Raw genomic sequence first — 26,995 nt, forward strand, 5'->3', positions numbered from 1 at the left:
CCCGCCGTACAGGGCTGTCGAGGGCGCACCGGACGGCTACAAGGGGGTCACAGACCGAAGGCGGAGGTGTCCTCGTCGAAGGGGCCCATCACCGTGAGAGCCTGCTCGCCGGCATAGAGCTCGGCGGCGAGGTCTGCGACGTCGTCCAGGGTGACCGCGTCGATCCGGGCCAGGATGTCGTCGACGGTGGGCAGCTCGCCGTAGACCAGCTCGGCCTTGGCGATCCGGGTCATCTTGGCGCCGGTGTCCTCCAGCCCCATCACCACCGAGCCGCGCATCTGGCCCTTGCCGCGAAGGAGCTCGTCGGGTGTGATGGTGCCCTTGGCGATCGTGGCCAGCTCGGCCCGGACCACCTCGAGCACCTCGGGCGCCTTCTTCGGCAGACAACCCGCGTAGACGCCCACCATGCCGGTGTCCGCGTACGCCGAGCCGAAGGTGAAGACCGAGTACGCGAGACCGCGCTTCTCCCGGACCTCCTGGAACAACCTTGAAGACATCCCGCCACCGACGATGCCGTGCAGCACACCGGCGGCGTACCGGCGCTCGTCGTTGCGGACCAGCCCGGGCATACCGAGCACGAGGTGCGCCTGCTCGACGTCCCGGTGGTGCACCCGCACTCCCCCGTACGTCGGGACGCGGCGCCCGGCACCTCGGCGTACCAGAGCGGGCTCGGCCTCAGCGGTGACCCAGTGGCGCTCGAACGCGTTGCGGACCAGCTTCACCACGTCGGTGTGCTCCACGTTGCCCGCGACGGAGACGACGATGTCGGCCGGCTGGTAGCGACGGCGGTACCAGCCGACCACCTGGCGACGGGTCAGGCCCGCCACCGACTCCGGCGTACCGGTGATGGAGCGGCCCAGCGGGGACTGGCCCCAGAGCTGCTCGGCGAAGAGGTCGTGGATGTGGTCCGACGTCTCGTCGGCGTGCATCGCGATCTCTTCGTCGATCACGTCCCGCTCGCTCTCCACGTCCTCCTCGGTGAGGGTGGCCGAGGTGATCATGTCGCAGATGACGTCGACCGCGAGCGGCAGGTCGGAGTCGAGCACCCGGGCGTAGTAGCAGGTGTACTCCTTGCCGGTGAACGCGTTCATCTCGCCACCGACGGCGTCCAGCGAGGCGGAGATCTCCAGCGCGTCGCGGCGCTCGGTGCCCTTGAACAGCAGGTGTTCGAGGAAGTGCGTGGCACCGGACAGCTGGACCGGCTCGTCCCGCGAGCCGACGCCGACCCACACGCCGAAGGTGACCGAGCGGAAGCCCGGCACGGACTGGGAGAGCACGCGGAGCCCGGAGGGCAGGACGGTCCGTTTGACCGGACCGCCCGCCTCCGAGCTCAGCAGCGTGCTGGTGATCGCACGTGTCACTCGGCGGGAGCGACCTCTGCGTCGTCGGCCTTCTCGTCGGCCTTCTTCTCGTCCCCTTCGAGAACGGGAATCAGCGACAGCTTGCCGCGGTCGTCGATCTCGGCGATCTCGACCTGGAGCTTCTGGCCGACGGACAGGATGTCCTCGACGGCCTCCACCCGCTTGCCGCCGGCCAGGCCGCGCAGCTTCGAGATGTGCAGCAGACCGTCCTTGCCCGGGAGCAGCGAGATGAACGCACCGAAGTTGGTCGTCTTCACGACCGTGCCCAGGTAGCGCTCGCCCTTCTCCGGCATGGTCGGGTTGGCGATCGCGTTGATCATCGCGCGCGCCGCGTCGGCCGAGGGGCCGTCCGTCGCACCGATGTACACCGTGCCGTCGTCCTCGATGGAGATGTCGGCACCGGTCTCGTCGGTGATCTGGTTGATCATCTTGCCCTTCGGGCCGATGACCTCGCCGATCTTGTCGACCGGGACCTTCACCGAGATGACCCGCGGCGCGAACTCGCTCATCTCACCCGGGGCGTCGATGGCCTTGGCCATCACGTCCAGGATGGTCAGCCGCGCGTCCTTGGCCTGGGTCAGCGCCGCACCGAGCACGCTGGCCGGGATGCCGTCCAGCTTGGTGTCCAGCTGCAGGGCGGTGACGAAGTCCTTCGTGCCGGCGACCTTGAAGTCCATGTCGCCGAACGCGTCCTCCGCGCCCAGGATGTCGGTCAGCGCGACGTACTCCGTCTCGCCGTCGACCTCGCCGGAGATGAGGCCCATCGCGATACCGGCGACCGGTGCCTTCAGCGGCACACCGGCGGACAGCAGCGACAGCGTCGAGGCGCAGACCGAGCCCATCGAGGTGGAGCCGTTGGAGCCGAGCGCCTCGGACACCTGACGCAGCGCGTACGGGAAGTCCTCGCGCGACGGCAGCACCGGCACCAGGGCCCGCTCGGCCAGCGCGCCGTGACCGATCTCGCGGCGCTTCGGCGAACCCACCCGGCCGGTCTCACCGGTCGAGTAGGGCGGGAAGTTGTAGTTGTGCATGTAGCGCTTGCGCGTCTCCGGGGAGAGCGTGTCGAGCTGCTGCTCCATCCGGAGCATGTTCAGCGTGGTGACACCCAGGATCTGGGTCTCGCCGCGCTCGAACAGCGCCGAGCCGTGCACCCGCGGCAGCACCTTGACCTGCGCCTTGAGCGGGCGGATGTCGGCCAGGCCGCGGCCGTCGATGCGGACCTTGTCGGTCAGCACGCGCTTGCGGACCAGCTTCTTGGTGAGCGAGCGGAAGGCTGCGGACAGCTCCTTCTCACGACCCTCGAAGTCGGCGGCCAGCTTCTCGACCACGGCGGCCTTGACGGCGTCGGTGGCCTCCTCGCGGTCGTGCTTGCCCGCGATGGTGAGGGCCTGCGACAGCTCCTCGGTGGCAGCCGCCTCGACGGCGGCGAACACGTCGTCCTGGTAGTCCGGGAAGAGCGGGAACTCGCCGGTCGGCTTGGACGCCTTGGCGGCCAGCTCGGACTGCGCCTCGACCAGGGTCTTGATGAAGGCCTTCGAGGCCTCCAGGCCCTGGGCCACGATCTCCTCGGTCGGCGCCTGCTTGCCGGCGGCGACGGCGTCGAAGGTGCCCGGGGTGGACTCGGCCTCGACCATCATGATCGCGACGTCACCGGAGTCGGTGACACGACCCGCGACCACCATGTCGAAGACGGCGTCCTCGAGCTCGGTGTGCGTCGGGAAGGCGACCCACTGCTTGTCGATCAGGGCGACGCGGGTGGCGCCGATCGGGCCCGAGAACGGCAGCCCGGCGATCTGGGTGGACATCGACGCGGCGTTGATCGCCAGCACGTCGTACAGCTTGTCCGGGTTCAGCGCCAGGACCGTGATGACGACCTGGATCTCGTTGCGCAGGCCGGAGACGAACGACGGCCGCAGCGGGCGGTCGATCAGCCGGCAGGTCAGGATGGCCTCCTCGGAAGGACGGCCCTCCCGGCGGAAGAACGAGCCCGGGATGCGGCCGGCGGCGTACATCCGCTCCTCGACGTCCACCGTCAACGGGAAGAAGTCGAACTGCTCCTTGGGCTTCTTGCTGGCCGTGGTGGCCGAGAGCACCATCGTGTCGCCGTCGAGGTAGGCGGCGGCGGAGCCGGCGGCCTGCTGGGCCAGACGGCCCGTCTCGAAGCGGATGGTGCGGGTGCCGAAGCTGCCGTTGTCGATGACGGCTTCAGCGAATTCTGCGCCCTCCATGGGCGCGTTTGTGGATCCCGACACGGGATACCCCTCTCTCGCTTGAGACGACTGCGAGGCGCGAGCTCCGGGGTGCCGGTCTTCGATCGAGGCCCGCGGGTGCCCATGGTTGGATGGCACCCCCGAAGGCCACTACCGAGGACCGGTCGTAGTCCCGACACGCGTTTCGCGTCGTCTCGTTGTCGTTGATTCTTCAGTTGTCCCGCGGCGCCCGGTGGTGGTTGCCACCGGGGACCGCAGATACGCGAGAAGCGGCCACCCGGATCCGGGGGCCGCTCCTCACGACGTCATCGGCGAAGGCCGAGCCGCTCGATCAGGGACCGGTAGCGGTTGATGTCCTTCTTCGCCAGGTAGTTCAGCAGCCGGCGGCGCTGACCGACGAGCAGCAGCAGGCCACGACGGCTGTGGTGGTCGTGCTTGTGCTCCTTGAGGTGCTCCGTCAGGTCGGCGATCCGGTGCGTGAGCAGCGCCACCTGGACCTCGGGGGAACCAGTGTCACCCTCGGTCAGGGCGTACTCACCGATGATCTTCTTCTTCGCTTCAGGATTAGCTGATGACACGGAGGTCCTCTCGATTTCCGTTGCGCGGCGCACCGGGGCTTGGGTCACCCGGGCACTCTCGATCCGCGGCCGTTCAGACGGCAGCGCCAAGAGTATCAGTCCGTGGACGCGTCACCCTAATTTGTGACCCCTTGCGGGCTGTCACTGGGTAAGGACCTGGGCTCGTGTCGTCGACGTGAAGGCTACTCCTCGGCGAGAATCCGGCGGGCGTTGTCGACGTCGGCCTTCATCTGGACCAGCAGGTCGTCGATGCTGTCGAAGCGGATCTGGCTGCCGCGCAACCGGGCGACGAAGTCCACCGCGATCTTCGCGCCGTACAGCTCGAGGTCGTCGCGATCCAGCACGTACGACTCCACCCTCCGGTCCACCCCGTCGAAGGTGGGGTTGCTGCCCACGCTGATGGCCGCCGGCAACGGTTCGGAGTACTGCGGGGCGCCGGGTGCGGGCTCCAGCACGGCCAGCCAGCCGGCGTACACCCCGTCCAGCGGCACCGCGGCGCCTGCCAGGGCAGGGATGTTGGCGGTCGGGTAGCCCAGCTCGCGGCCGCGCTTGTCGCCTTCGACGACGGTCCCGGTGACCCGCAGCGGGCGTCCGAGCGCGGTCGCGGCACCTTCGACGTCGCCCGCGGCGATCAGCTCGCGGATGTACGTCGAGGACCACGGCTGGCTGTCTCCCGCGAGGGTCAGGCCCTCCACCTGGAACCCAGCCGCGGCACCCGCAGCGACGAGGGTGTCGACGTGGCCGGCGGCCTTGTGTCCGAAGCGGAAGTTCTCCCCCACCACGATCGCCTTGGCGTGCAGGGTTCCCACCAGGACGCGGTCGATGAACTCCTGCGGCGACCAGGAAGAGACGTCCTTGTTGAACGGCAGGATCAGCACCGCGTCGGCACCGGCAGCGCCGAGCAGTTCGGCCCGCTGGTCGGGCTCGCTGAGCATCGCGGGCGCCCGGTCCGGGCGCAGCACCACCATCGGGTGCGGGTCGAACGTCATCGCGACCACCGGCAGCCCACCCAGCTCGGCCGCCCGGGCCCTGGCGTGGGCGAGCACCTCCTGGTGGCCGCGGTGCACGCCGTCGAAGTTGCCGATGGTGACGACCGACGGACCGAACCCCGGGTCCACCTCGTCCAAACCGTGCCAGACACGCATGACAGCAGGATTCCATGTCACCCGTCCGGTCGGAGCAAGAGGTCCCCTGATCACCCCTTGTAATCATCTGCTCACCCAACTTAAGCTGGCCCCGCTGTCCCCCCGCACCCTCGGAGGTCTTCCCTGCAGGTGCTTGGCGAGCGAGGCGGGGCGTTAGCCGAGGGTGTCGGTGAGGGTGGTTAGGGCCTGGCCCAGGGGGAGGTTCACTCGGTGGGCGGCGTAGGGGTCGCCGCGGGTGTGGCCCTGGTTGATGATGAGGACGGGTTTGCCGGCCTTGGCGGCGTACCGGACGAAGCGGAAGCCGGACATGACGGTCAGGGAGGATCCGAGCACCAGTACGGCGTTCGCCTCGTCGATCAGCTGGTAGCAGCGTTCGACTCTGGTCTTCGGGACGTTCTCGCCGAAGAAGACGACGTCCGGTTTGAGCAACGGCGAACCACAGTTGGTGCAGTTGACCAGCCGGAAGTCCTTCACCACCTCGTCAGGCAGTTCGACGTCACCGTCGGGATTGATCCGGGTCGCCTCTGCCTCGAACACCGGGTTGGCCGCCCGCAGCCGGCGATCCAGCTCTTCGCGCGGACTTGTTGCGCGGCAGTCCAGACAAACCACCCGGTCGAGGTTCCCGTGGAGTTCGATGACGTCACGCGCGCCGGCCGCGCCGTGCAGCCCGTCGACGTTCTGGGTGATGACACCGTTGAGGAATCCGCGGGCTTGCAGTGCCGCGACTGCCCGGTGGCCGTCGTTCGGATCGGCTCGGGCGATCGTCCTCCAGCCGAGGTGACTCCGCGCCCAATACCTCTGTCGGCCAGACTCGCTTCCGACGAAGTCGCCGTACGTCATCGGCGTATGCGTCCGCAAGCTGCCGCTCTCGCCGCGGTAGTCCGGAATCCCGGACTCGGTGGAGATCCCTGCACCGCTGAGAACCACCACACCTCCCTCGGCAACCACGTCTGCGACAGGAGCGACGTCCGCAGTACCGGGCGCCAACGAGAGCACATCAGGCCCAGGAGACCAGGTCAGTGTGGGACGGGAACGCACACCTCCAGCGTACTGCGAAGCCCCACGCCCACCCCTGGGTCGCAGCTCCTCGTCGCAGGGTCGACAAGGCCGTTGGGCTAGGGCTGGTTGCTGGTTTCGAGGTGGTGCTTGGGAACGGCTACCCGTACTGCGGCGATAGCGTTGTCGCTCGGCACCTGGATTGCGCCGCGGCTGACCCATTCGGTGATGTTGGCGACCATCCTGCCGACTGCCTGCTGTGACTGTGCCGACGGTGATGGCACCGTCCAGGTGGAGGGGCAGCGGGCGACGAGGAAGCAGCCGTAGGCGAAGGTCGATCCATTGAGGACGCGGGCACCTGACGGGGCGGTGAACGTCGTTGTGTGCATGGGACGGGCCTGACCGCTTGTGCGGCAGATGCCGGTGCCGCTGGCGACGATGGTCAGGCCTGGCCGCCGATACAGATTCGAGTCGACGCGGTCGATCTCGCCCGCGACAAAGCCAGGCAGGCTGGTGCCCGGGGCGATTCCGTTGAATACCCAGCTCGTCCCCGTGATCAGGGTGTTGCCAGGGAGGGCGCAGATGTATTCGGCCCCGAGATACGGCTGCGATGCGTACGCGTCGCCGAGATAGCGCCAGAGGGTCGAGTTGTAGCCGTCGGTGTACCGGTCGATGTCCCAGGCCCTCCGGCTGCCGTACAACCCGCCGCTACCGGGCTCCACGGCGGCCAGCGGGGTGGCCGGTAGCGGGTTGTTCGGCCGCTGGCGGTCTGCAAGCCGCCAGCCGACGGACAGGGCGCCAGGTGGCGGTGATGCCGGCAGATCGGGCGGCCGGAGGGGCCGGGTGTTAGCTGACGAAGACGGCTGTGGGTTTTGCCAGGGGGCCGTGGGGTTCGTACAGGGCCAGGAAGGTGCCGGTGGGGTCGAACATGGCGGTTTGTTGGCCGGCTGTGAGTTTCAGGCCCGGCAGAGGACGGCCGGTACGGATGGCCGCGGCCTGTTCCGCGTCGGCGTCGAAGCGTGGGAACGTGTCGGAGGCGACGTCCGCGATCGGGAGCATCGTGAAGGTCTCCCCCAGCTCCTCCAGCGTGTGTGCCGAAGACATTCCAAAGGCGCCCACACGTGTACGCCGGAGCATCGTCAGGTGCCCGCCGACGCCAAGTTCGGCACCAAGATCGCGAGCCAGTGCCCGGATATAGGTCCCGCTCGAGCAGTCGACCGAGATGTCGACCTCGATACCCAAAGCACCGGGCCGGACGTCGACCACGTCGTACCGGCTGATGGTGACGCTGCGGGCCTTCAGCGCGACCTCTTCGCCCGCGCGGACCCGTTCGTACGCGCGCCGCCCGTCGACCTTGATCGCGGACACCTTCGACGGCACCTGCGAGATCTCCCCGCGGAAACCCGCGACAGCAACCTCGATCGACTCGACCGTCACGGCGGCCAGGTCCTCGGCAGACGCCACCGGGCTGATCTCCCCCTCGGCGTCGTCCGTGCTGGACGAGGCGCCGAGGAGGATCGTCGCGTCGTACGACTTGTCCGCCAACTGCAGGTGGCCGAGGAGCCGCGTCGCGCGGTTCAGGCCGACCACCAGTACGCCGGTCGCCATCGGGTCGAGCGTGCCGGCGTGGCCGACCTTGCGGGTGCCGGCCAGCCTGCGGATCCTGGCCACCACCGTGTGCGAGGTCAGCCCCGCCGGTTTGTCGACGACGACGATGCCGTCGGCGACGGAGAAGTCCAGGTCACTCGTCGTCGGAGTCATCGTCCTCGCGGCGCTTGTACGGATCGGCGTCGCCGGCCGGCTTGGCGCCCGAGGCGGCCTTGGCCACCTCGGCGTCGGCCGCCCGCGCCTTGGCCAGCAGTTCCTCGATCTGGCCGGCCGTCTCCGGGATGGCGTCCAGGTAGAACGCCAGGCTCGGCGCGCGCCGCAGGCCGAGGGCCTTGCCGACCTCGCTGCGGATCAGGCCACGGGCCGACTCGAGCGCGGCGGCGGTGGACGCCCGCTCCTGCTCTCCGCCGTACACCGTGTAGAAGACGCTCGCCTCGCTCAGATCCCCGGTCAGCTTGGCGTCCGTCACGGTGACGAAGCCGAGCCGCGGGTCCTTGACCCGGCGTTCCAGCAACTGCGCGACGAGTACCTGGATCCGGTCGGCCAGCTGCTTCGCCCTTGCTTCACCCATCAGGGCTCACTCCCTCGTGTTCCTGCTTGACGTCCATTCATGCGTAACGTCCGGAGCGACGGTGGTTGAGAAACCGCCACACCGGACGTTACTCGGCTGTCCGGCGCCGGGGTCCGGGGACCTCGGCGCCGGGACCGATCAGCTGCGCGGCTTCTCGCGCAGTTCGAACGCCTCGACGACGTCACCGATCTTGATGTCGTTGTAGCCCTGGATCGTCAGACCACACTCGAAGCCCTCGCGGACCTCGGACGCGTCGTCCTTGAACCTCTTCAGCGACGACAGGTCGGCGTTGTCGAGCACCACGGCGCCGTCCCGGATCAACCGGACCTTGGCGTTGCGGCGGATCGTGCCCGTCGTCACCCAGCAACCCGCGATGTTTCCGACCTTCGAGGAGCGGAAGATCTCGCGGATCTCCGCCTGGCCCAGCTGGACCTCTTCGTAGATCGGCTTGAGCATGCCCTTCAGGGCCGCCTCGATGTCGTCGATCGCCGCGTAGATGACCGAGTAGTACCGGACATCCACACCTTCGCGCTCGGCCAGATCCCCGGCCTTGCCCGCCGGCCGCACGTTGAAGCCGATGATGACGGCATCCGACGCGATGGCCAGGTTGACGTCGTTCTCGTTGATCGCACCGACGCCGCGGTCGATGACGCGGAGGTTGACCTCGTCGCCGACCTCGATCCGCACCAGTGCGTCCTCGAGCGCTTCCACCGAACCGGACACGTCACCCTTGAGGATGAGCAGCAGCTCCTGGCTCTGGCCCTTCTCCATCGAGGCCATGAAGTCCTCGAGGGTACGACGGGCGCGCCGCTTGGCGTTGGCCGCCGCACGAGCCCGCGCCTCACGCTTCTCAGCGATCTGACGGGCCATCCGGTCGTCCTCGACCACCAGGAACTTGTCGCCGGCACCCGGCACCGCGGTCAGACCGAGCACGGTGACCGGACGGGACGGGAGGGCTTCCTCGACGTTGTTGCCGTGCTCGTCGAGCATCGCCCGGACCCGGCCGTACGCCGGACCCGCCACCATCGAGTCGCCGACCCGGAGCGTGCCGCGCTGGACCAGCACGGTCGCGACCGGACCACGGCCCTTGTCGAGGTGCGCCTCGATCGCCAGACCCTGCGCCGGCATGTCCGGGTTGGCCCGGAGGTCCAGCGCCGCGTCCGCGGTCAGGATGACGCTCTCGAGCAGACCGTCGATGTTCAGCCGGGCCTTCGCCGAGATGTCCACGAACATGGTGTCGCCGCCGTACTCCTCGGGCACCAGGCCGTACTCGGTCAGCTGACCGCGCACCTTGGTCGGGTCCGCGTTCGGCACGTCGATCTTGTTCACCGCGACCACGATCGGGACGTTCGCCGCCCGGGCGTGGTTCAGCGCCTCGATCGTCTGCGGCATCACGCCGTCGTCGGCCGCGACCACCAGGATGACGATGTCGGTGGCCTGCGCACCACGGGCACGCATGGCGGTGAACGCCTCGTGACCGGGGGTGTCGACGAAGGTGATGGCGCGTTCCTTGCCGTCCACCTCGGTCGTCACCTGGTACGCACCGATGTGCTGGGTGATGCCACCGGCTTCCTTGGCCGCGACGTTCGCGTGCCGGACGGCGTCCAGCAGCTTCGTCTTACCGTGGTCGACGTGACCCATCACGGTCACCACCGGCGGACGGGAGGCCAGGTCGGCCTCGTCGCCCTCGTTCGACCCGAAGTCGATGTCGAACGACTCGAGCAGCTCGCGGTCCTCGTCCTCCGGGGACACGACCTGGACGTCGTAGTTCAGCTCGGTACCCAGCAGCTGCAGGGTCTCCTCGTTGACCGACTGGGTCGCGGTCACCATCTCGCCCAGGTGGAACAGCACCTGCACGAGCGATGCCGGGTCGACGCCGACCTTCTCGGCGAAGTCCGTCAGCGAGGCGCCACGAGCGAGCTTCACGACCTCGCCGTCACCGTGCTTGACGCGCACGCCGCCGACGGCCGGAGCCTGCATGTTGTCGAATTCCTGGCGCTTCGCGCGCTTGGACTTGCGACCACGACGGGCCGGACCGCCCGGACGCCCGAAGGCACCCTGCGTCCCGCCACGGCCCCGGTTGCCCGGGCCCGGACGACCGCCGCCACCACCGGGAGGACCGCTGGGTCCACCACCGGGACGGAAACCGCCGCCGCCGCCGCCACTGCGCGGACCGGCACCCGGTCCACCCGGACCGCCGCCGCCCGGACGGCCACGGCCGCCACCACCGGCGCCACCGCCACCACCGCCGCCGCCGGGACCCGACGGACGGCCGGTGAAGGTACCGGCTGAGGACTTCGGCATCATCGCCGGGTTCGGACGCGGGGCGCCCGGAACACCGCCGGACGGACGCGGCCGGTCGGACCCACCGCTGCGAGCCTGCGGCGGCCGCGGCGGCATGCCTGCCGGGCTACCACCCTGGGCCGGGGCCGCCGGAGCGCCACCCGGACCCGGACGGGCGCCACCGCGCTGCATGCCCTGGGTCGAGCTGAAGGGGTTGTTGCCCGGACGCGGAGCACCCGGACGACCGCCACCGGAACCCTGACCGCCGGGAGCACCCGGACGCGGGGAACCACCCGGACGAGGCGCACCCGGACGGGGCGCACCACCCGGACGCGGAGCGTTGCCCGGTACTCCGGGACGCGGCGCCGGACGGGCCGGGGACTCTGCCGCGGGCCGCGGCGCTGCCGGGCTCGGGCTCGGTGCGGACGGGGCCGGAGCGGCCGGGGCCTCGGCGGCCTTGGCCGCAGGCGCCTCGAACGCGGGCTCCGCCTTGACCGGGGCCTCCGCTGCCGGAGCAGGGGTGGCCTCGGGACGCGGACCCGGCTTGGGGCCGGGGCGCGGACCCGGACGGGCCGGGGACGGCGCCGGAGCGGGGGCCGAGGCGGCCGGAGCGGCCTTCTCGGTCACCGTCGGCTCGGCCGCGACCGGAGCCGGGGTCGCTTCGGCGGCCGGCGCGGTGCGCTCGGCCTCCACCTTGGGTGCCGGTGCGGCCGGAGCAGGCGCTGGCGCCTTCTTCTCCACGACCGGCTCCGCCGGGGCGACCGGTGCGGTCGCCTGCGGCGCTGCTGATGTGCTTGCCGCGGCCTTCTTGGCCGCGCGCTTCTTCGGCGGGTTCTTCTCGAACTCTTCCGCCAACCGTCGGACGACGGGTGCCTCGATCGTCGAGGACGCCGATCGGACGAACTCTCCCATGTCGTTCAGCCTGGTCAGTACGACCTTGCTGGTAACTCCGAGCTCTTTCGCGAGCTCGTAGACCCGGACCTTTGCCACTACTCTCCCTCTGGTCCGAGCCTGGGGCGCGGACCGTTAGTTGACGTACATGCTCATCGCATTGCACTCATCGTTCGACACTCATCGAGTGGTCATGAGTCGATGACCCGCCTTCATGTCGTCGCGACGGTCCTTCAGACCGCTGCGGGCGGCCGGGCGGCCGCACTTGTCCTGCTGTCGTGCTCCTGCTGCTCCACGTGTTCCCGCACAAGCGTCAGATCAAGCGGTCCCGGAACCCTGAAGGCCCGCGGGAACGCCTTGCGACGCTCGGCGAGGTCGAGGCATCCGGTCACCGGGTGCAGATGCGCCCCACGGCCGGGTGCCCGATGAGCGGGATCCGGGAGGACACGTCCTCCGGAAACCGTCATCCGCAGCAAGCCGGTCGGACTGTCCCGTTTCCGACACCCGATACAGGTGCGCTCCCGGGCCTGGTCTGAATTACTCAGTCCAGGGCGCGCGTCTGCAGTCACTGTCAGGTGATCCTCAGGGTGTGGTGACGACTCAGTCGACCGACCGAGAGATCAGTCTACCTTCTCGTCCCCACGAGTCACATCCGTATCCGGCCGGATGTCGATCCGCCAGCCCGTCAGCCGGGCCGCGAGGCGGGCATTCTGCCCCTCCTTGCCGATCGCCAGCGAGAGCTGGTAGTCGGGGACGACCACCCTGGCGGCGCGTGCCGCGGCGTCGACCACCTCTACCGATGAAACCTGCGCCGGGGACAACGCATTCCCGACGAAGGTGGCCGGATCGTCGCTGTAGTCGATGATGTCGATCTTCTCACCGTGCAGCTCGTGCATGATGTTGCGCACACGCTGGCCCATCGGGCCGATGCAGGCGCCCTTGCCGTTGACGGACGGGTTCAGCGTCCGGACGGCGATCTTGGTCCGGTGACCGGCCTCACGCGCGATCGCCATGATCTCGACGGTCCCGTCGGCGATCTCCGGTACTTCGAGCGCGAACAGCTTCTTCACCAGGTTCGGGTGGGTCCGGGAGACGGTGATCTGGGGGCCCTTGAAGCCCTTCCGAACGCCGACCACGTAGACCCGCAGCCGGGAGCCGTGCTCGTACTTCTCCCCCGGCACCTGCTCCGGGGCCGGCAGCACCGCCTCGATCTTGCCGAGGTCGACCATCACCGAGCGCGGGTCGCGGCCCTGCTGGATGACGCCGGACAGGATGTCGCCCTCCTTGCCGGAGAACTCGCCGTACCGGACCTCGTCCTCGGCGTCGCGCAGCCGCTGCAGGATGACCTGCTTGGCCGTGGTGGCGGCGATCCGGCCGAAGTCGGCCGGCGTGTCGTCGAACTCGCGGGCGACCGTGCCGTCCTCGGCGAGCTCGCGGGCGTACACGGTGACATGCCCGGTCTTGCGGTCCAGCTCGACCCGCGCCTGCTGCTGGGCACCCTCGGTCCGGTGGTAGGCCACCAGCAGAGCCTGCTCGATCGCCTCCACGACGATCTCGAAGGCGATGTCCTTCTCACGTTCCAGGGACCGCAGGACGGCCATGTCGATGTCCATCAGTTCTCCTCCACCGTGCCGTCAGCGGCAGGTTCGTCGTTGCCGGCTGGCCGGTTGAACTCGATCTGGATCTTGGCCTTCGTGATGTCCGCGTAGGCGATCGTGCGCGGGCGGCCCTTCACGTCCAGCTCGGCGGCCTCGTCGGTGGCGGCCTTGATCCGGCCGGTCACCGTGCCGCCGGCCACGAGGGTGACCTGCACCAGACGGGAGACGTTGCGCCGCCAGTGCCTGGGCAGGGTCAGCGGCCGGTCTACCCCGGGGCTGGACACTTCGAGGGTGTACGCGCCGTCACCCATCAGGTCGTCGGCGTCGAGCGCCTTGGAGATCGCCCGGGTCACCTCGGCGACGTCGTCCAGGCTGATACCGCCGTCGCGGTCCACCAGCACGCGCAGCATCCGGCCCCTGCCGGGCGCCGGCGCGACGTCCGCGGCTTCCAGGTCGCAGCCGAACTGCTGGACGATCGGCCGCAGGAAGTTTTCGAGGCTCTCGGGGTCCGTGTGGTCAGTCCTTCGGCTCACAGGTAGACCTGCCTCTCTCTCCAATTGTGCACCCGTAAATTCCGCTCGGCGATCCGACCGAGGGCAGTAGCCCACCTTATCTGGCCGGACGCCGTGTCCGAGCCACTGCCTCGGGCCGGGATATCGTTTCGGCCGTGCCAGACGATCCCCCCCGCCTCTCGCGCCGGACCGCGCTCCGGACCGCTGCCCTCGCCGCCGGTACTGCGACCGCGCTCTCCGCGGTGCTCGCCGGCTGTGACGACAAGCCCGATCAGCCTGGAACGCGAGGGGGCTCAGAGGGTCCGGACGGCACCTCCCAGCCGGCTCCGAGCACCGACCCCGTCGTGGTGGCAGCCCTGACCACGGCGGCCGTCCAGATCGCTCAGCTGGCTTCGCGCTACAGCAAGGTCAGTCACGCGTTTCCCGCCGTGCGCAGCCAACTCTCCCCCGGTGTGAGGCTCCACGCCGCCCACCTCGCCAAGCTGAAAGAGGTCAGCGGGGCCGAGCCACCCCAGCCCGCCAAGCTGCCGGCGCTGCCCAAGACCGCCTCGGCCGCCGTGGCCGACCTGGCAACCCGCGAGCAGAAGCTGGTCATCGCCCATGCCGTCGCCGCCGCCAGGCTGTCTGGCACACCCGCTCGCCTGCTCGCGATGGTGGCCGCCTCCGAGAGCCAACTGGCCGCAACCTTGACCAAGAAGAAGCAGGCCGCCCAATGACCGAGAACGAAGCCCTCCAGGCGGCCCTGGCCGGAGAGCACGCTGCCCTGTACGGCGTGGGCGTGGCCGGCGGCAAGCTGAGCGGGGCACGCTTCCGGGCGGCGACGACCCTGTACGAGCAGCACCGCCGCCGACGCGACACCCTGACCGAGCTCCTGCTCGAGTTCGGGGAGACCCCGGCCGCCGCCGAACCGGCGTACGAGCTGCCGCGGGCTGTGACGAACGCCGCAACCGCGGCCACTCTCGTGCTGCTGATCGAGCAGCGGCTGGCTGCGGTCTACGGCGACCTGGTCGAGTCGGCCGAGCAGGCGAAGGTCCGGACCTTCGCCGTCCAGACACTCATAGCGACGGCTTCGAGCGAGCTCAGCTGGGGCGGCGCTCCGGTGGCATTCCCCGGCCAGGTCTGAGGCTGCCTTGGCGCAGCACCGGTGCAGACCGGTATCCGTACGTGTCCATCCGGACACGGAATGCTGATGTAACTGGGCAATAACGAAAGATTTCCGGCGCCGTTACGGGTCATCTGGAATTCGTTGCGTACTCCCCTTTACTCGGAGCGCTACCTTCCCTATATTTCCGGTCACGGAGACTGGGGGGTCGCCGGGCTTTCACCAGCGCCACAAGGGCTTTCGGCCGTTGCGGTGCCGGTGATGATCCAAGGCTGAATCAAAGCGTCTGTTCCGTACCTTCATTTGTTGCAAACAACTTCTTGAGCCGCGCCCTGGGCCGGCTACGGAGGGTAGTGAAGCATGCGTACATTCGACCTGATCACCGCCGAGAGCCTGTTTGTGAAAGATCTTCGGGTAGTCCGTTGGGAGCAGTACGGACTGGACCGCGATATGCCCTTCCAGGCGATGTGGTACTCCGTTCCGCCCGGTTCGGAGAGCCCCGTAGACCAGCACCCCGAGCTGGAACTGTCGATCGTCGTCGCGGGCACCGCGCACGTCCTGGTCGGCGGCGTCGTGCACGAGGTGACGACCGGCGACGCCTTCCTGCTGGGCAGCACCGAGGCCCACGTCGTGCAGAACCGCTCAGCGGACGAGTTGCTGACCGTCTTCAGCGCCTACTGGATGCCCCTGGAGGCCGAGGGCTCCGAGCCGGCACCGTCAGAGGAGGCCGACAGACCGGTCGAGGCCACGGCGGCCGTGCAATGAACGGTCCGGCGCATCCCGATCCGGTCACCGTCTTCACCTTCCCGCAACCGACCGCGAACGGTCCGCTGCACGTCGGCCACCTGTCCGGCCCGTACCTCGCGGCGGACATCGCCGCGCGGGCAGCACGGTCGCGGGGCGAGCGGGTCGTAGTGACCACGGGTCTGGACGTGCACCAGAACTACGTCCTGACCCGGGCGGAGCGCGAAGGTGTCGAGGTCGGCGTGATGCTGGCGGACTTCCGGGCGGACATCAAGGAGACCTACGAGCGCTCCCGGATCGGCTACGACCGGTTCAGCGATCCGCTCGAGGACGACCACGCGCCGATCATCCGGCAGCTGATGAACGAGCTCGTCGCCAGCGGCGCGGCGCCGCTGCGCGGGGTGACCCTGCACGCCTGCGCGGACTGCTCGCGGACCCTGCACGAGTCCTACCTGGCCGGTCTGTGCGGCGGATGTCAGGCGCCGGCGTCGGGTGGTGCCTGCGAGCAGTGCGGCGGGTTCACCTACGTCGACAGCATGGTCGATCCGGTCTGCGGCCGGTGTGGCGGCGAACCTCGCCCGTTCCAGGCGGTCGTGCCGGTCCTCAGGATGGAGGACCACCGCGCGACGCTGACCGACCTCTGGCTGAAGGCGGATCTACCACCAGCGGTCCGGGGGCTGATCGACCGGCAACTGGCGGCCGGCCTGCCCGAGATCGCCCTCGCCTACCCGACCAACTGGGGTATCGAGGGCGACGGACCGCTGGCCGGGCTGCGGATCGGCCCGTACACGGAGGTCGCGCTGACCGACCTCTACAACGTCGCCCGGGCGGTCGACCCGACCGCTACCGACCTGGCCGGCTACCGCGCCGCGCTCGGCCGGGTGGACCAGTTGTGGCATTTCCTCGGCCTCGACAATGCGTTCTGGTACGCCCTGTACTGGCAGGCGATCTGGGCGGCTGCGGGAATTGATCCATTACCTCTTTCCGGACTGGTGGTCAACGAGTTCTACACCCTGGACGGATTGAAGTTCTCGACCAGCCGGAATCACGCGGTCTGGGCGAACGAATTGCTCCGCGATGAGGACCCGGCATTGGTAAGGCTCTTTCTCGCCTGGGACCGGCCGGACCGCTACCAGAGCGACTTCACCTGGAAAACCTTCCGGGCCTTCGCCGAACGGGTCGGGCCGATGCTGGACGGCACCCACACCATCACGGACGCGCTCCACCCGGCCCTGGCCGAGGTCGAGCTGGCCCGCGGCGAGGACGCCCTGCGGCCGAGCGGATTCGACCCGTCGCTGGCCGTGCGGAGTCTGCTCAGCCTGCTGGCCGGCGGCGTACGGGAGACCGGCTCGCTGCGGGCGGCACTGACCGGGACGGGCGGCGAGTAGGCCGATGCGAGTCTGCGTGATCGGGGCCGGCATCGCCGGCACGCTCCTGGCCTGGCGTCTCAGCGCCTACCCGGGCGTCTCCGTCGACCTGGTGACGGGCGCGCCCGGCTCGGACGCCACCGCTGTGTCCGGCGGCGGAGTACGTGCGTTCGAGACCCATCCCGAGCAGCGGCGGCTGGCGATCGAGAGCCTGGCCGAGTTGCTGGAATCCCCTGCCCTGTTGGAGCAGGCCGGGTACACAGAGACCGGCTGCACCTACCTGCTCGCCAAGCAGGTCGGCCTCGAGGCGGCAGTGGCCGAGGTGGAGGCGATCCACCCGGGCTCGGCCGAGATCGTCGACGCGGAGACCCTGCGCAGCCGCGGCTGGCACGGTCTGCCCGTCGACACGGTCGGCGTACTGGAGAAGCGGGCCGGGTTCATCAGACCGGACGAACTGCGCGGCGCGGTGATCGAGCAGCTCAGCGGCGGCCGCAACAGCAAGGTCGTGCCGGGCCCGGTCCTCGGGCTGGTCCCTCACCCCGACGGCTCGGTCAGCTGCCGTATTCCGGGCGGCAGCAGCCGGTACGACCTGGTCGTGGTGGCCGCCGGTCCCTGGACGCCCGGGTTGCTCTCGGGCAACCAGCTACCGGCCGAGCCGTACCGGACCAAGGCGATCCAGGTCGCCGTCTACAAGGTGGACGGCGCGCTGCCGACCATGTTCGTCGACGAGACCAGCGACCTGTACGGGCGGCCGACCGCCGACGGCGGGTTGTTGCTCGGCGTCGACACGCACCGCTGGTCGGTGCCACCCGGCAGCAGTCGGCCGATCCAGGACCTCGCCGACCGGGCGATCCGGATCGCCGGTGAGCGGCTGCCGCACCTCCGGCTGCTGGAGACCGCGAGAACGGTCAACAGCGCCGACTGTTATGCCGATCCGCCGGTACTGACCCTGTGGTCGGTGCTCGGCAGCACACATCGGCTCTTCACTTTCACCGGTGGGTCCGGCGGCAGCGTGAAAACCGCGCTGGCCGCGAGCCGGACGGCAGCGAGCGACCTGCTCGGGCCGCTCGTCACCGGAGGAAACACCCGTAACACCACTTCGCGGACGGAGAACAAGCGCATGACCATCACGGAACGAGCCATCGGCAGCCCGCCCAGGTTCCACACGATCGGCATCGGTGCCGGTCCCTCGAACCTGTCGCTGGCGGCCCTGTACAAGAACGTCACGACCGAGAAACTGGCCCTGTTCGACTCCCGCCCGGTGGCCGGCTGGCACACGCCGCTGCTCTACCCCGGGGTCCGGATGCAGACGGGCTGGATGAAGGACCTGGTGTCGCTGGTCGACCCGCGGCACGAGCTGACGTTCCTGAACTACCTGGTCACCTCCGGGCGGTTGTACGCGCTGATCAACTCCCAGTTCGACGCGCTGCCGCGGATCGAGTACGAGCGCTACCTGGCCTGGGCCACCGAGCGGCTCGGCGTGGTCAACTTCAGCTCCCGGGTCGACTCGATCTCGATCACCGACGAGGGCTTCGAGGTCACCGTCGGCGGTCAGCCCGCCGCGGTCTCCGAGCACCTGGTGCTCGGCCTGGGCACCCGGCCGGTCTGGCCGGAGTACGTCCGGGGTCTGCCGCAGGAGCAGGCCTTCATCGCCGACGAGCTCGGCGTCCGGCTGCCCCGGATGGATGCGTACAAGGCCGACCCGGTAGCCGTGGTCGGCGGCGGTCAGACCGGCCTCGAGTGCGTCCTGCGGCTGCTCGGCTCGGGCTTCACCGACATCCGCTGGATCGGCCGGAACCAGTGGTTCCGCAGCATCGACGACTCCCCGATGGCCAACGAGCTGTACCGGCCGTCGCACATCGAGTTCCTGCAGGGCCTGAACCGCGGCAAGCGCCGGGAGATGATCGTCGACTCCCGCTACAGCGGTGACGCCCTCACCCCAGGTGGTCTGAAGGCGCTCTACCAGGCCAACTACGACGGCCTGCTGACGCTCGGGCGGTTCCCGGTCACGCTGCTCCCCGGCCGCGACGTCACCTCGTCGGAGCTGCTCGACGACGGCCTGCTCCGGCTCCGCTGCACGACCCCCGAGACGCCGGAGGAGCACGACGTACGGCACGTGGTGGTGGCGGCCGGACGCGAGCACGTCCAGGCGCCGTTCGACGACGACCTGCGGGACCGGATCGACTACGACGACGACGGCGAGATGCTGGTCGAGCCGGACTACTCGGTCCGCTGGAAGGGCATGAACGGCCACAAGATCTACTCGTTCAACGCCAGCCGGTACAGCCACGGCCTGACCAACGCGGGCCTGACGCAGCTGCCGGTCCGGGCCGCGATCGTGCTGAACTCGATGTTCGACCGGGAGATCTACCCGATCTCCGACGAGCTCTGCGCGGTGAAGTGGTGACGGCCGCCGCCCCGGAGCCGCTCGCTCCGGATGTGGACAGCGTGTGGTTCCAGCTCGTCGTCGACGACCCCGCCGCAGGCGCGCCGTACGGGCAGTACCACCGCGAGGACGACCTGGTCTGGGCGGAGTTCTACGCCGGCGGCTCGCTGCGCAGCGGACGGCTGGTCGGGCACCTGCGCCCGGACGGCTCGTTCGACGCGGCGTACTGCCTGCTGACCGCCACCGGTGACCTGGTCACCGGCGAGTGCCACAGCGTCCCCGCAGTGGACGCTCGCGGCCGGATCCGGATCGCGGACCACTTCCGCCGCAGCGACGGCAGCACCGGTGTCACCTACATCGAGCAGATTCCAGCACCGGTCCGGGAGGCCTGAGATGAACCCCGCATCCAACTCAGACACTGAACGCCCGCACCTGCTCGTGGTGGCCACCGGGATGCGTCTGTTCCGCGAGTACATCCTGCGCTCGATCGCCCCGAAGTACCGGATCCACATGTTCCTGCACGCGGAACCGACGTGGGAGAAGGAGTACATCGAGGGCTGGACCGTGCTGGAGACGACCCTCGACGCCGACCTGCTGGTCGCGTCCGCGAAGAAGCTGAACGACGAGCAGCCGATCGACGGCGTGCTCTGCTGGGACGAGGCACGCATCCTGCAGACCGCCCACGTGGCCGAGGCGCTCGGCCTGCCGGGCGGCGACGTCGCGATGATCAACCGCTGCCGGGACAAGCACCTCACCCGTACCGCGCTCGCCGCGCTCGGCGTACCGCAGCCGGAGTCGGTGCTCGTGGACACCGTGGACGAGGCGCTCGTCACCGCCGACAAGCTCGGCTACCCGGTGATCCTCAAGCCCCGCGCGCTGGCCGCCAGCCTGGGCGTGGTCAAGGTGAACTCGCCCGAGGAGCTCAAGCACAACTGGGCCTTCGCGCACGACACGACCGTGCCGGAGGCGCCGCACTACGACGTCAAGGTGCTGGTCGAGGAGTTCGCCGACGGCTACGAGATCAGTATCGACTCGGCCGTGTTCCAGGGACAGGTGACGCCGTTCTGCCTGGCCCGCAAGGAGATCGGCTACCCGCCGTACGCCGAGGAGATCGGGCACTACGTCGACGCGGCCGACCCGCTGCTGGCCGACGAGCAGCTGATGCAGGTGCTCGTCAACGCGCACGCCGCGATCGCGTTCACCGACGGCGTCACGCACACCGAGATCATGCTGACGGCCGACGGCCCGAAGGTGATCGAGATCAACGCCCGGATCGGCGGCGACATGATCCCGTACCTGGGCCTCCAGGCGACGGGCGCCGACCCGGGCCTGGCCGCCGCGGCGGTCGCCTGCGGCCGCTCCCCCGAGCTGGTCCCGGACCGCGCGATGGTCGGCGGCGTCCGCTTCTTCTACGTGGACGAGAACGACACCGTGCTGGAGTCGGTCGAGTTCGGCCAGACCGACCTGCCCGCCACCATCGACCAGCTGACCGTGCTGATGGAGGCCGGGCAGACGACGAGCCCGCCCCCTGAAGGCACCCTGTGGGGCCGGATCGCCTATGCGACCGCTGTCGCCACCTCGGTGGACGACTGCCGGGCCGGCCTCGACGCGGCCGAGAAGGCTTTGCGTTGGTCCGGAAAGGTGAAAGAGCCGGAGGAGACCACGCCATGAGCTCCGCCACCGAAGAAGGCACGGGCATCTGGGAGACGATCCGCGATGCGCCCGTAGCGGTGAAGGCGCTGCTGGTCGGCGTCTTCGTGAACAAGCTCGGCTGGTTCCTGCAGGTCTTCCTGGTGCTCTTCCTGACCGCCTCGAAGGGCTTCACCGACGTCCAGGCCGGTACCGCGCTGGGCATCTACGGCGGCGGTTCGGTGATCGGCCTGATCATCGGCGGTTCGCTGTCGGACAAGGTCGGACCGCGGGCCGCGGTGATGATCAGCATGTTCGGCATGGCCGGCTTCGTGCTCGCCATCGCCTACGTGCCGAGCTACGCCGCGCTCATCGTGGTGGTCGCGCTCGCGGGTGCGGTCGGGCAGTTCTACCGGCCCGCGTCCGCGGCGTTGCTCACCGAGCTGACCCCGAAGAACCGCCAGGTGATGATCTTCGCGGTCTACCGGCTGGCGATGAACCTCGGTACCACGGCCGCGCCGTTGATCGGTGCGGCCCTGGTCGCCATCTCCTGGAACCTGCTGTTCATCGGCGAGGCGCTCGCCGCCCTGGCCTATGCCGTGGTCGCGATCGTCGCACTGCCGAAGCGGCGTCCGTCTGCTGCCGACACCGCGGCCGGCGGACAGGACGTGGACGCCGCCCAGCCGAGCGGCGGCTACCTCGCCGTACTCCGCGACTACAAGTACGTGTTGTTCCTGCTGTGCATGTTCATCAACGCCGCGATCTACATGCAGTACCTCGCGGTGCTTCCGCTGCACATGAAGGCCGACGGGTTGTCCACCTGGTGGTTCAGCGCGGTGGTCGCGCTGAACGGCTTCATCGTGATCACCTGCGAGTTGCTGGTGACCAAGGTGGTGCAGCACTGGCCGGCCCGGATCGTCGCGATCACCGGCTTCGTGCTGCTCGGCGGCGGGCTCGCGTTCTACGCGCTGCCGGGCGGGATCGCGATCTTCGTGATCGGCACCCTGCTGTGGACGCTGGCCGAGATCATCGGCGGCCCGACGATGTTCGCCTACCCGGGCATGGCCGCACCGCAGCCACTGCTCGGCCGGTACGTCGGGTCCGCGCACGCGATGTTCGGACTCGGTTCCGCACTCGGGCCGTTCCTCGGCGTCTGGCTGTGGAACACGTCCGGCACCCAGGTGTGGGTGTGGTGCGGCCTGGCCGGTGCGGTCGGCGTCGTGCTCGCGTACTTCGGGATGTCGAGCGGAACAGCCGCCACGGAGGAACCAGCAGTGGACATCACCCCGGCCGCAGAGCCGTTGCCGAGCGAAAGCTCGTAGGAGGACCTCATGACCAACTTGATACCTTCCCCACCCCACCACCCCGGTCGATACACGATCATCGTGGATCCTCTGTCCACGGGGCAGGAATATCCAGCCGCTTTCAAGGAGGCCGGCCAGATCCCGGTCGCCGTACTGAGCGGGTCCGAGCCACCACCGGCGTACACGACCAGCTGGCACCCGGACGACTTCGAGCACGTGCACTACTTCACCGGCGACGTCACCGCCTTGGCCGAGGAGCTCCGGGCCTACGACCCGCAGTACCTGGTGCCGGGTGCGGAGAGCGGCGTCGAGCTGTGCGACCAGCTGACCGAGATCCTGGTGCCTGGCACCGGCAACGAGCCATCACTTGCGAGCGCGCGCCGCGACAAGTGGGAGATGGCGCAGGCGTTGTCGGCAGCCGGTGTACCGCGGCTGCGGCAGCTCCGTACGGCGGACCCGGCCGAGGCCGAGCGCTGGCTGAAGGAGAACGACCTGCTTGGCAAGCGGCTGGTGATCAAGCCGCCGAAGAGCGCCGCCGGTGACGAGGTGTACGTCGTCTTCGAGGACGGCGACTGGCGCGAACGCTTCGACCGGGTGCTCGGCCGGACCAACAAGATGGGCCTGGTCAACGACGCCGTGCTGATCCAGGAGTACGCCGAAGGCACGGAGTACCTGGTCGACAGCTACACCGTGGACGGCAAGCACTCGCTCGTCGACGTCTGCCGGTACACCAAGATCAGCCGCGGCGACAAGATCGGCATCTACCACCGGATCGACTTCCTCGCGGCCGACGATCCCGAAGTACTGGCGCTCTGGCCGTACACCCAGCAGGTCCTCGACGCCGTCGGCATCCGGGTCGGCTGCGGGCACTCCGAGGTGATGATGACGGCCGACGGTCCCCGGCTGATCGAGGTGGCGGCCAGGCCCGCGGGTGGCGGTCACCAGATGGTCAGCGAACTGGCCACCGGCGACAACCACATCAAGCGCACGGTCGCCCACCGCGTCCGCGGCGAGGTCCGGGACAGCTTCGACCTGGTCCAGCACCTGCGCGGCATCTTCATCTCCGCGTACCGCGACGGCTACTTCCGCAACCGCGACGTCTTCGACGGCGTCGACAGCCTGAAATCCTTCCACTGGATGAAGATCCTGCACGAAGAGGACGCGATCGTCCCCGAGACGGTCGACCTGTTCACCTGCCTGGCCTGGGTGATCCTGATCCACAGCGACGCCCAGACCCTGGACGACGACTACCGCCGAGTCCTGGAGATGGAGGCCGCGATAGTCATCGACGAGCCGTAGGAACCGCCGGGTTCAGCCTTTGACCCCCCAGCTCAACCGCTGACCTCCCGGCCCCGGGCACGGACGTCCCCCCAGACGCCCGTGCCCGGGCAGTTTCCTGTACTACGGTCATCCCCACGCCGCTCCTCCGTCGCCCGCTCCCACCCACCCCGGTTCGCCGCTCCTCCGCGCGGCTGTGCGACTGCGGAGTGATCCCGCCCTCGAGCGACCTCGAGGGCGAGCTCCCCTGCGATCAGGTCGGTCCGAGGGTTCGTCGTACCGAAGGACAGGAAGTAGTCCTGCTGCTCGTGCCGTCCCCGCCGCCCAACCAGCCCGCGGCCCACCCGGCAACCGACATCTACCTGTCGCTCCGTACACCACTCGCGCGTCACGCCCGGCACGAAGGAGCGCAGTTCCCGGGTTGTTCACCGGGGTGGGGCACACTCGGCGGCATGAGACTGGGGCGGCTGGCGAGTGAGCGGCGGCGGTTGACGGCGTACTGGGGTGCGACCGTGGTGCAGGTGGTTGCGGTTGCCTTTGACGTCAAGGTGTTGAAGCAGGCCAGCAAAGTGACCCTGATGCCTCTGCTGTTGTCCTGGACGCGGTCCCAGCAGGCTTCACCGCTTCTTCAGGCCGCGCTGCTGGCGTCGGCGGCCGGTGACCTGCTGCTCGAGACCGACCTACAACTGGCCGGGATAGCCGCCTTCGCCGCGGCACATGCGTGCTACCTGGCCGTGTTCCTGTCCCAACCCGGACAACGATCGTGGCGCGTCGTAGCGGCGTACGGCGCGCTGTGGGCGGCCCTGATCGCGCTGCTCTCCAGAGGTCTGGGCGATCAACGAGTACCAGTCGCGGCATACGCCCTGTTGCTCACAGCAACAGCCGTCGTCTCCCGCTGGCACAGCCCCCGCAGCGGCCTCGGCGGCACCCTCTTCCTCATCTCCGACGCCCTGATCGCCCTACGCATGTCCGGCCGCGACTTCCCGCTCCGCGGCCCTCTGGTCATGTCCACCTACGCCACCGGCCAATACCTCCTGGCCTCCGGCGCCACCGCCCACGATCAAGGGCCGAGCTCGTAGATCTTGATCTCGCCCTGCTGATAACGCAACACCGCCAGTTCGTCCAGCTTCGTGGACACCGGTCCGTCGTGCTCGTCGGCGAAGATCCACCGTGCGCCGTACTGCGTGCGGGCTTCCTCCAGCAACTCCGAGGTCGGCGCCGTCAAGATCTGAAGGGTGAGCTGGACCCGGTCCGGCCACGGCGACGGCTGGAACATGTACCGCTTGCCGCCGGCCCCATCGGTGGCAAGCGCCTGCTGGGTGTAGGCCCAGCCCTCCATCAGAGTCCGCCGACCCGCGAGCCCGCTGACGAGATACCCCCGCGCATCGCAACCGGCCTTCCGGGGAGCGGCCGATTGGCACCAACTGCCGGTGACCACGACGTCCGTCGGCTCGGAGTGCGCCCCGAGCCACTGCGCGGCCGCCTGCTCGTCCGGGTGGACCACCGCGTTCAGAGCACGGTAGGTCCCGTCCGCCCGGATACCGACGTACGAGCGGTTGGTCAGGGCCACAAGAGACAGCGCAGTCACCACGAGGACGGGTATCGCGACGCCGAGTCCCGGCTGTCTCACCCAGCGACGGTTGATCAGTAACCATCCGATGACCAGCAGCGCGGTAAGTACGGCGGCCACCAGCAGCGGTCGTGCCAGCGCCTCGACCTGAGCCGCTCTGGGGTCTGCGGCCTGGCGCCTGGCTGGTTTCGTGGCCTGGTAGAACACGTATCCGAGCACCAGCGCGGACACGCTGACCACCGCGATGGTTCGGCGGCTGCGGCCTTTGAATGCGACGGCCACCAGCCAGGCCGCCGCCGCGGCCGCGAACGGCACGACGCTGCGCAGGAAGTAGAGCTCGCCCGCCGAAGGGTGGTTGACCAACAGCATGCCCGCCCAAGCGCCGGTGAGGGCTCCGACCAGCAGCCAGGCGACCGGATCGCGTCTGGTCGACCGGACCAGAAGCAAGCCGAAACCAACCAGCAGCCCGGCGGATAACAACAGGTGCAGCCCCAGCATGACCCCGACCCCGGCGATCGCAGTCGAGTCACCCGAGGTCAGCGACGGCGGCAGCAGGCCGCCGGTGCCTGGCGGCGAGGTGTCTCCGGTGATCGCTTGGTAGTCCGGCCGGAACCTGGCGACGCCGAAGAACTGAAGCCCCGATCCACCGGTGCTCCCGGAGACGAAGCGCAAGGTACCGATCAGCGCGAGCAGCAGGATCAGGCCCGCGCCGATCGAACGCCACGGCAGCTTCCGGTCCCGGATCATCACGAACAGCGCGGCCAGTCCGACTCCGCCGAGCAGGATGGGCAGCACCGTCGGCTTCGATCCACCGCCGACGACCGCCAGCGCCGCGGCGAGCACCCAGGCGCCACGGGCGCCGCTGCGACGGAACAGGACGTCGATGAGGAAGATCGCCGCCGCGGCCCCGGTGACGAGGCTGAAGGTCGTGGAAGGGCTGAGCAGACTCGCAGGAGTTGTCGGCAGGACAGCCAGTGCGGCCAGCACTCCGGTCCACCACACCTTGCTGACCTGCCGGGCCAGGCAGGCGGACACGAGCAGCACGACAACCGCCTGCGGCAACAGCCAGAGCCGGAACAGGACCAGGTCCGGCGAGACACCTGTGATGTCCACCGCACCGGCCATGTCAGCGTTGGCGAACCAGTGATACTCCAGCGGTACCCCGACAGCCTGCGGCCATTGCGGCGGCATCGATCGCATCAGCTCGTTCACCATCGACAGGTGGAACAGCAGATCCTGGTAGTAGGACGTACCGTCCGGTGGTGCCTTGTGATCCGCAAGCATGGTGAAAGTGGTGATGACGACCAGCGCCGTCGCGCAGATCGCCAGCCCCCAGGACCAGGCCACCGGCAGCGGAGCCGGTGCCGCGATCCGCCAGCATGGCCGCAGCCGAGGCACCACCACGAAGGCGGCCAGGACGAGAATCGGCCAGGCCGGCAACCACGACTGCAGTCCCAGAGCCGTGAAGATCGCCCAGCCCAGCAGCTGCCAGACCATCCCGACCGCTGCACCGAGGCCGACGTCCTCGGCCCAGTTTCCGGTACTGCGCCACGCGAACCGGAGCAGCAGGATGCCGGGCAGGACGACACAGCCGGCGAAATAGACGCAGTACTTGACGATGGGCGCCAACGGCACGTCGATCGCGAGCAGTCCGCCGACGCCGGCACCGACCGGAACCAGCCACGGAACCAGCCGGGCGATATTCGCCAGGCCGGACGCGCGAGGACGCGGGGCGACGGAAGGTTCCCTAGGCTCGGTGGCTGTCGCGCCTGATCGCTCCGCTGCGGTGTTCACCGGCCTATTTGAGCACGGCTACCAGGTCTATCCGGCAGATCGTGATCTTCGGCGCGGGTTACGGCACG

The 26,995-nt window shown here is 69.1% G+C and carries 23 protein-coding genes; 10 read left to right on the top strand and 13 right to left on the bottom strand.

Annotation, left to right across the window (positions count from 1 at the left end; genetic code table 11):
* Window positions 1–47: 47 nt before the first annotated feature.
* The 12 genes from EV644_RS06470 to rimP form a co-directional block, all read right to left on the bottom strand.
* Window positions 48–1,361: a M16 family metallopeptidase gene (locus EV644_RS06470; RefSeq protein WP_132188082.1), complete on the bottom strand. Its 1,314-nt coding sequence runs from the start codon at window positions 1,359–1,361 to the stop codon at window positions 48–50.
* Window positions 1,358–3,589 carry a polyribonucleotide nucleotidyltransferase gene (locus EV644_RS06475; RefSeq protein ID WP_132188081.1) on the bottom strand — a complete coding sequence of 744 codons (2,232 nt, stop codon included), beginning with the start codon at window positions 3,587–3,589 and terminating at the stop codon, window positions 1,358–1,360. Before EV644_RS06475 ends, EV644_RS06470 begins: the two co-directional genes overlap by 4 nt.
* Window positions 3,590–3,876: 287 nt before the next feature.
* A complete protein-coding gene (gene rpsO, locus EV644_RS06480) occupies window positions 3,877–4,149 on the bottom strand; it encodes a 30S ribosomal protein S15 (RefSeq protein ID WP_012920573.1) in 273 nt (90 codons plus the stop codon).
* Window positions 4,150–4,331: 182 nt separating this feature from the next.
* On the bottom strand, window positions 4,332–5,294 hold the full coding sequence (locus tag EV644_RS06485; protein ID WP_132188080.1) for a bifunctional riboflavin kinase/FAD synthetase: 963 nt from the start codon (window positions 5,292–5,294) through the stop codon (window positions 4,332–4,334).
* 153 nt (window positions 5,295–5,447) lie between these two features.
* Window positions 5,448–6,332 (bottom strand): NAD-dependent protein deacetylase, encoded by an 885-nt coding sequence (locus tag EV644_RS06490; RefSeq protein ID WP_132188079.1) that lies wholly within the window; start codon window positions 6,330–6,332, stop codon window positions 5,448–5,450.
* Window positions 6,333–6,409: 77 nt separating this feature from the next.
* Complete coding sequence (locus tag EV644_RS06495) at window positions 6,410–7,012, bottom strand: N,N-dimethylformamidase beta subunit family domain-containing protein (RefSeq protein WP_132188078.1); 603 nt, start codon at window positions 7,010–7,012, stop codon at window positions 6,410–6,412.
* Between the two features lie 124 nt (window positions 7,013–7,136).
* Entirely contained in the window at window positions 7,137–8,051 is a 915-nt protein-coding gene (truB, locus tag EV644_RS06500; protein WP_132188077.1) for a tRNA pseudouridine(55) synthase TruB, read from the bottom strand.
* Window positions 8,032–8,469: a 30S ribosome-binding factor RbfA gene (rbfA, locus tag EV644_RS06505; protein WP_199239670.1), complete on the bottom strand. Its 438-nt coding sequence runs from the start codon at window positions 8,467–8,469 to the stop codon at window positions 8,032–8,034. The genes truB and rbfA overlap by 20 nt, the downstream gene beginning before the upstream one ends.
* 138 nt (window positions 8,470–8,607) lie before the next feature.
* The gene (gene infB, locus EV644_RS06510) at window positions 8,608–11,742 is read right to left on the bottom strand and encodes a translation initiation factor IF-2 (protein WP_132188075.1); all 3,135 of its coding nucleotides are present in this window, start codon (window positions 11,740–11,742) and stop codon (window positions 8,608–8,610) included.
* A 134-nt stretch (window positions 11,743–11,876) separates the two neighbouring features.
* Window positions 11,877–12,212 (bottom strand): YlxR family protein, encoded by a 336-nt coding sequence (locus EV644_RS06515; protein ID WP_255511282.1) that lies wholly within the window; start codon window positions 12,210–12,212, stop codon window positions 11,877–11,879.
* Window positions 12,213–12,263: 51 nt separating this feature from the next.
* A complete protein-coding gene (nusA, locus tag EV644_RS06520; RefSeq protein WP_132188074.1) occupies window positions 12,264–13,256 on the bottom strand; it encodes a transcription termination factor NusA in 993 nt (330 codons plus the stop codon).
* Window positions 13,256–13,774, bottom strand: a complete 519-nt coding sequence (gene rimP, locus EV644_RS06525; RefSeq protein ID WP_132188073.1) for a ribosome maturation factor RimP — start codon at window positions 13,772–13,774, stop codon at window positions 13,256–13,258. The genes nusA and rimP overlap by 1 nt, the downstream gene beginning before the upstream one ends.
* 134 nt (window positions 13,775–13,908) lie before the next feature.
* Here rimP and EV644_RS06530 point away from each other — a divergent pair, with 134 nt between their 5' ends.
* The 10 genes from EV644_RS06530 to EV644_RS06580 all read left to right on the top strand — a co-directional run bounded on the left by EV644_RS06530 (window position 13,909) and on the right by EV644_RS06580 (window position 24,642).
* On the top strand, window positions 13,909–14,469 hold the full coding sequence (locus EV644_RS06530; RefSeq protein WP_132188072.1) for a cell division protein FtsK: 561 nt from the start codon (window positions 13,909–13,911) through the stop codon (window positions 14,467–14,469).
* Entirely contained in the window at window positions 14,466–14,876 is a 411-nt protein-coding gene (locus EV644_RS06535) for a ferritin-like domain-containing protein (RefSeq protein WP_132188071.1), read from the top strand. The genes EV644_RS06530 and EV644_RS06535 overlap by 4 nt, the downstream gene beginning before the upstream one ends.
* A 339-nt stretch (window positions 14,877–15,215) precedes the next feature.
* Window positions 15,216–15,620, top strand: coding sequence for a cupin domain-containing protein (locus tag EV644_RS06540; RefSeq protein ID WP_132188070.1), 405 nt, complete (start codon window positions 15,216–15,218; stop codon window positions 15,618–15,620).
* Window positions 15,617–16,987 carry a class I tRNA ligase family protein gene (locus EV644_RS06545; protein WP_132188069.1) on the top strand — a complete coding sequence of 457 codons (1,371 nt, stop codon included), beginning with the start codon at window positions 15,617–15,619 and terminating at the stop codon, window positions 16,985–16,987. Before EV644_RS06540 ends, EV644_RS06545 begins: the two co-directional genes overlap by 4 nt.
* A 4-nt stretch (window positions 16,988–16,991) precedes the next feature.
* Window positions 16,992–19,373, top strand: a complete 2,382-nt coding sequence (locus EV644_RS45175) for an FAD-dependent oxidoreductase (RefSeq protein ID WP_199239671.1) — start codon at window positions 16,992–16,994, stop codon at window positions 19,371–19,373.
* Complete coding sequence (locus tag EV644_RS06560) at window positions 19,370–19,744, top strand: avidin-fold protein (protein WP_132188068.1); 375 nt, start codon at window positions 19,370–19,372, stop codon at window positions 19,742–19,744. The genes EV644_RS45175 and EV644_RS06560 overlap by 4 nt, the downstream gene beginning before the upstream one ends.
* A gap of 1 nt (window position 19,745) precedes the next feature.
* On the top strand, window positions 19,746–21,023 hold the full coding sequence (locus tag EV644_RS06565; protein ID WP_132188067.1) for an ATP-grasp domain-containing protein: 1,278 nt from the start codon (window positions 19,746–19,748) through the stop codon (window positions 21,021–21,023).
* Window positions 21,020–22,303: an MFS transporter gene (locus EV644_RS06570; protein ID WP_132188066.1), complete on the top strand. Its 1,284-nt coding sequence runs from the start codon at window positions 21,020–21,022 to the stop codon at window positions 22,301–22,303. The genes EV644_RS06565 and EV644_RS06570 overlap by 4 nt, the downstream gene beginning before the upstream one ends.
* A 9-nt stretch (window positions 22,304–22,312) precedes the next feature.
* On the top strand, window positions 22,313–23,584 hold the full coding sequence (locus EV644_RS06575; RefSeq protein ID WP_132188065.1) for an ATP-grasp domain-containing protein: 1,272 nt from the start codon (window positions 22,313–22,315) through the stop codon (window positions 23,582–23,584).
* Window positions 23,585–24,015: 431 nt separating this feature from the next.
* Entirely contained in the window at window positions 24,016–24,642 is a 627-nt protein-coding gene (locus tag EV644_RS06580) for a lysoplasmalogenase (protein WP_132188064.1), read from the top strand.
* Here the strand turns inward: EV644_RS06580 and EV644_RS06585 are convergent.
* Window positions 24,624–26,927: a hypothetical protein gene (locus EV644_RS06585; RefSeq protein WP_241998006.1), complete on the bottom strand. Its 2,304-nt coding sequence runs from the start codon at window positions 26,925–26,927 to the stop codon at window positions 24,624–24,626. The two genes, EV644_RS06580 and EV644_RS06585, sit on opposite strands and share 19 nt — an antisense overlap.
* Window positions 26,928–26,995: the final 68 nt, after the last annotated feature.

It is taken from the genome of Kribbella orskensis (genome assembly GCF_004342085.1).
GTDB classification, from domain to species: Bacteria; Actinomycetota; Actinomycetes; order Propionibacteriales; family Kribbellaceae; genus Kribbella; species Kribbella orskensis.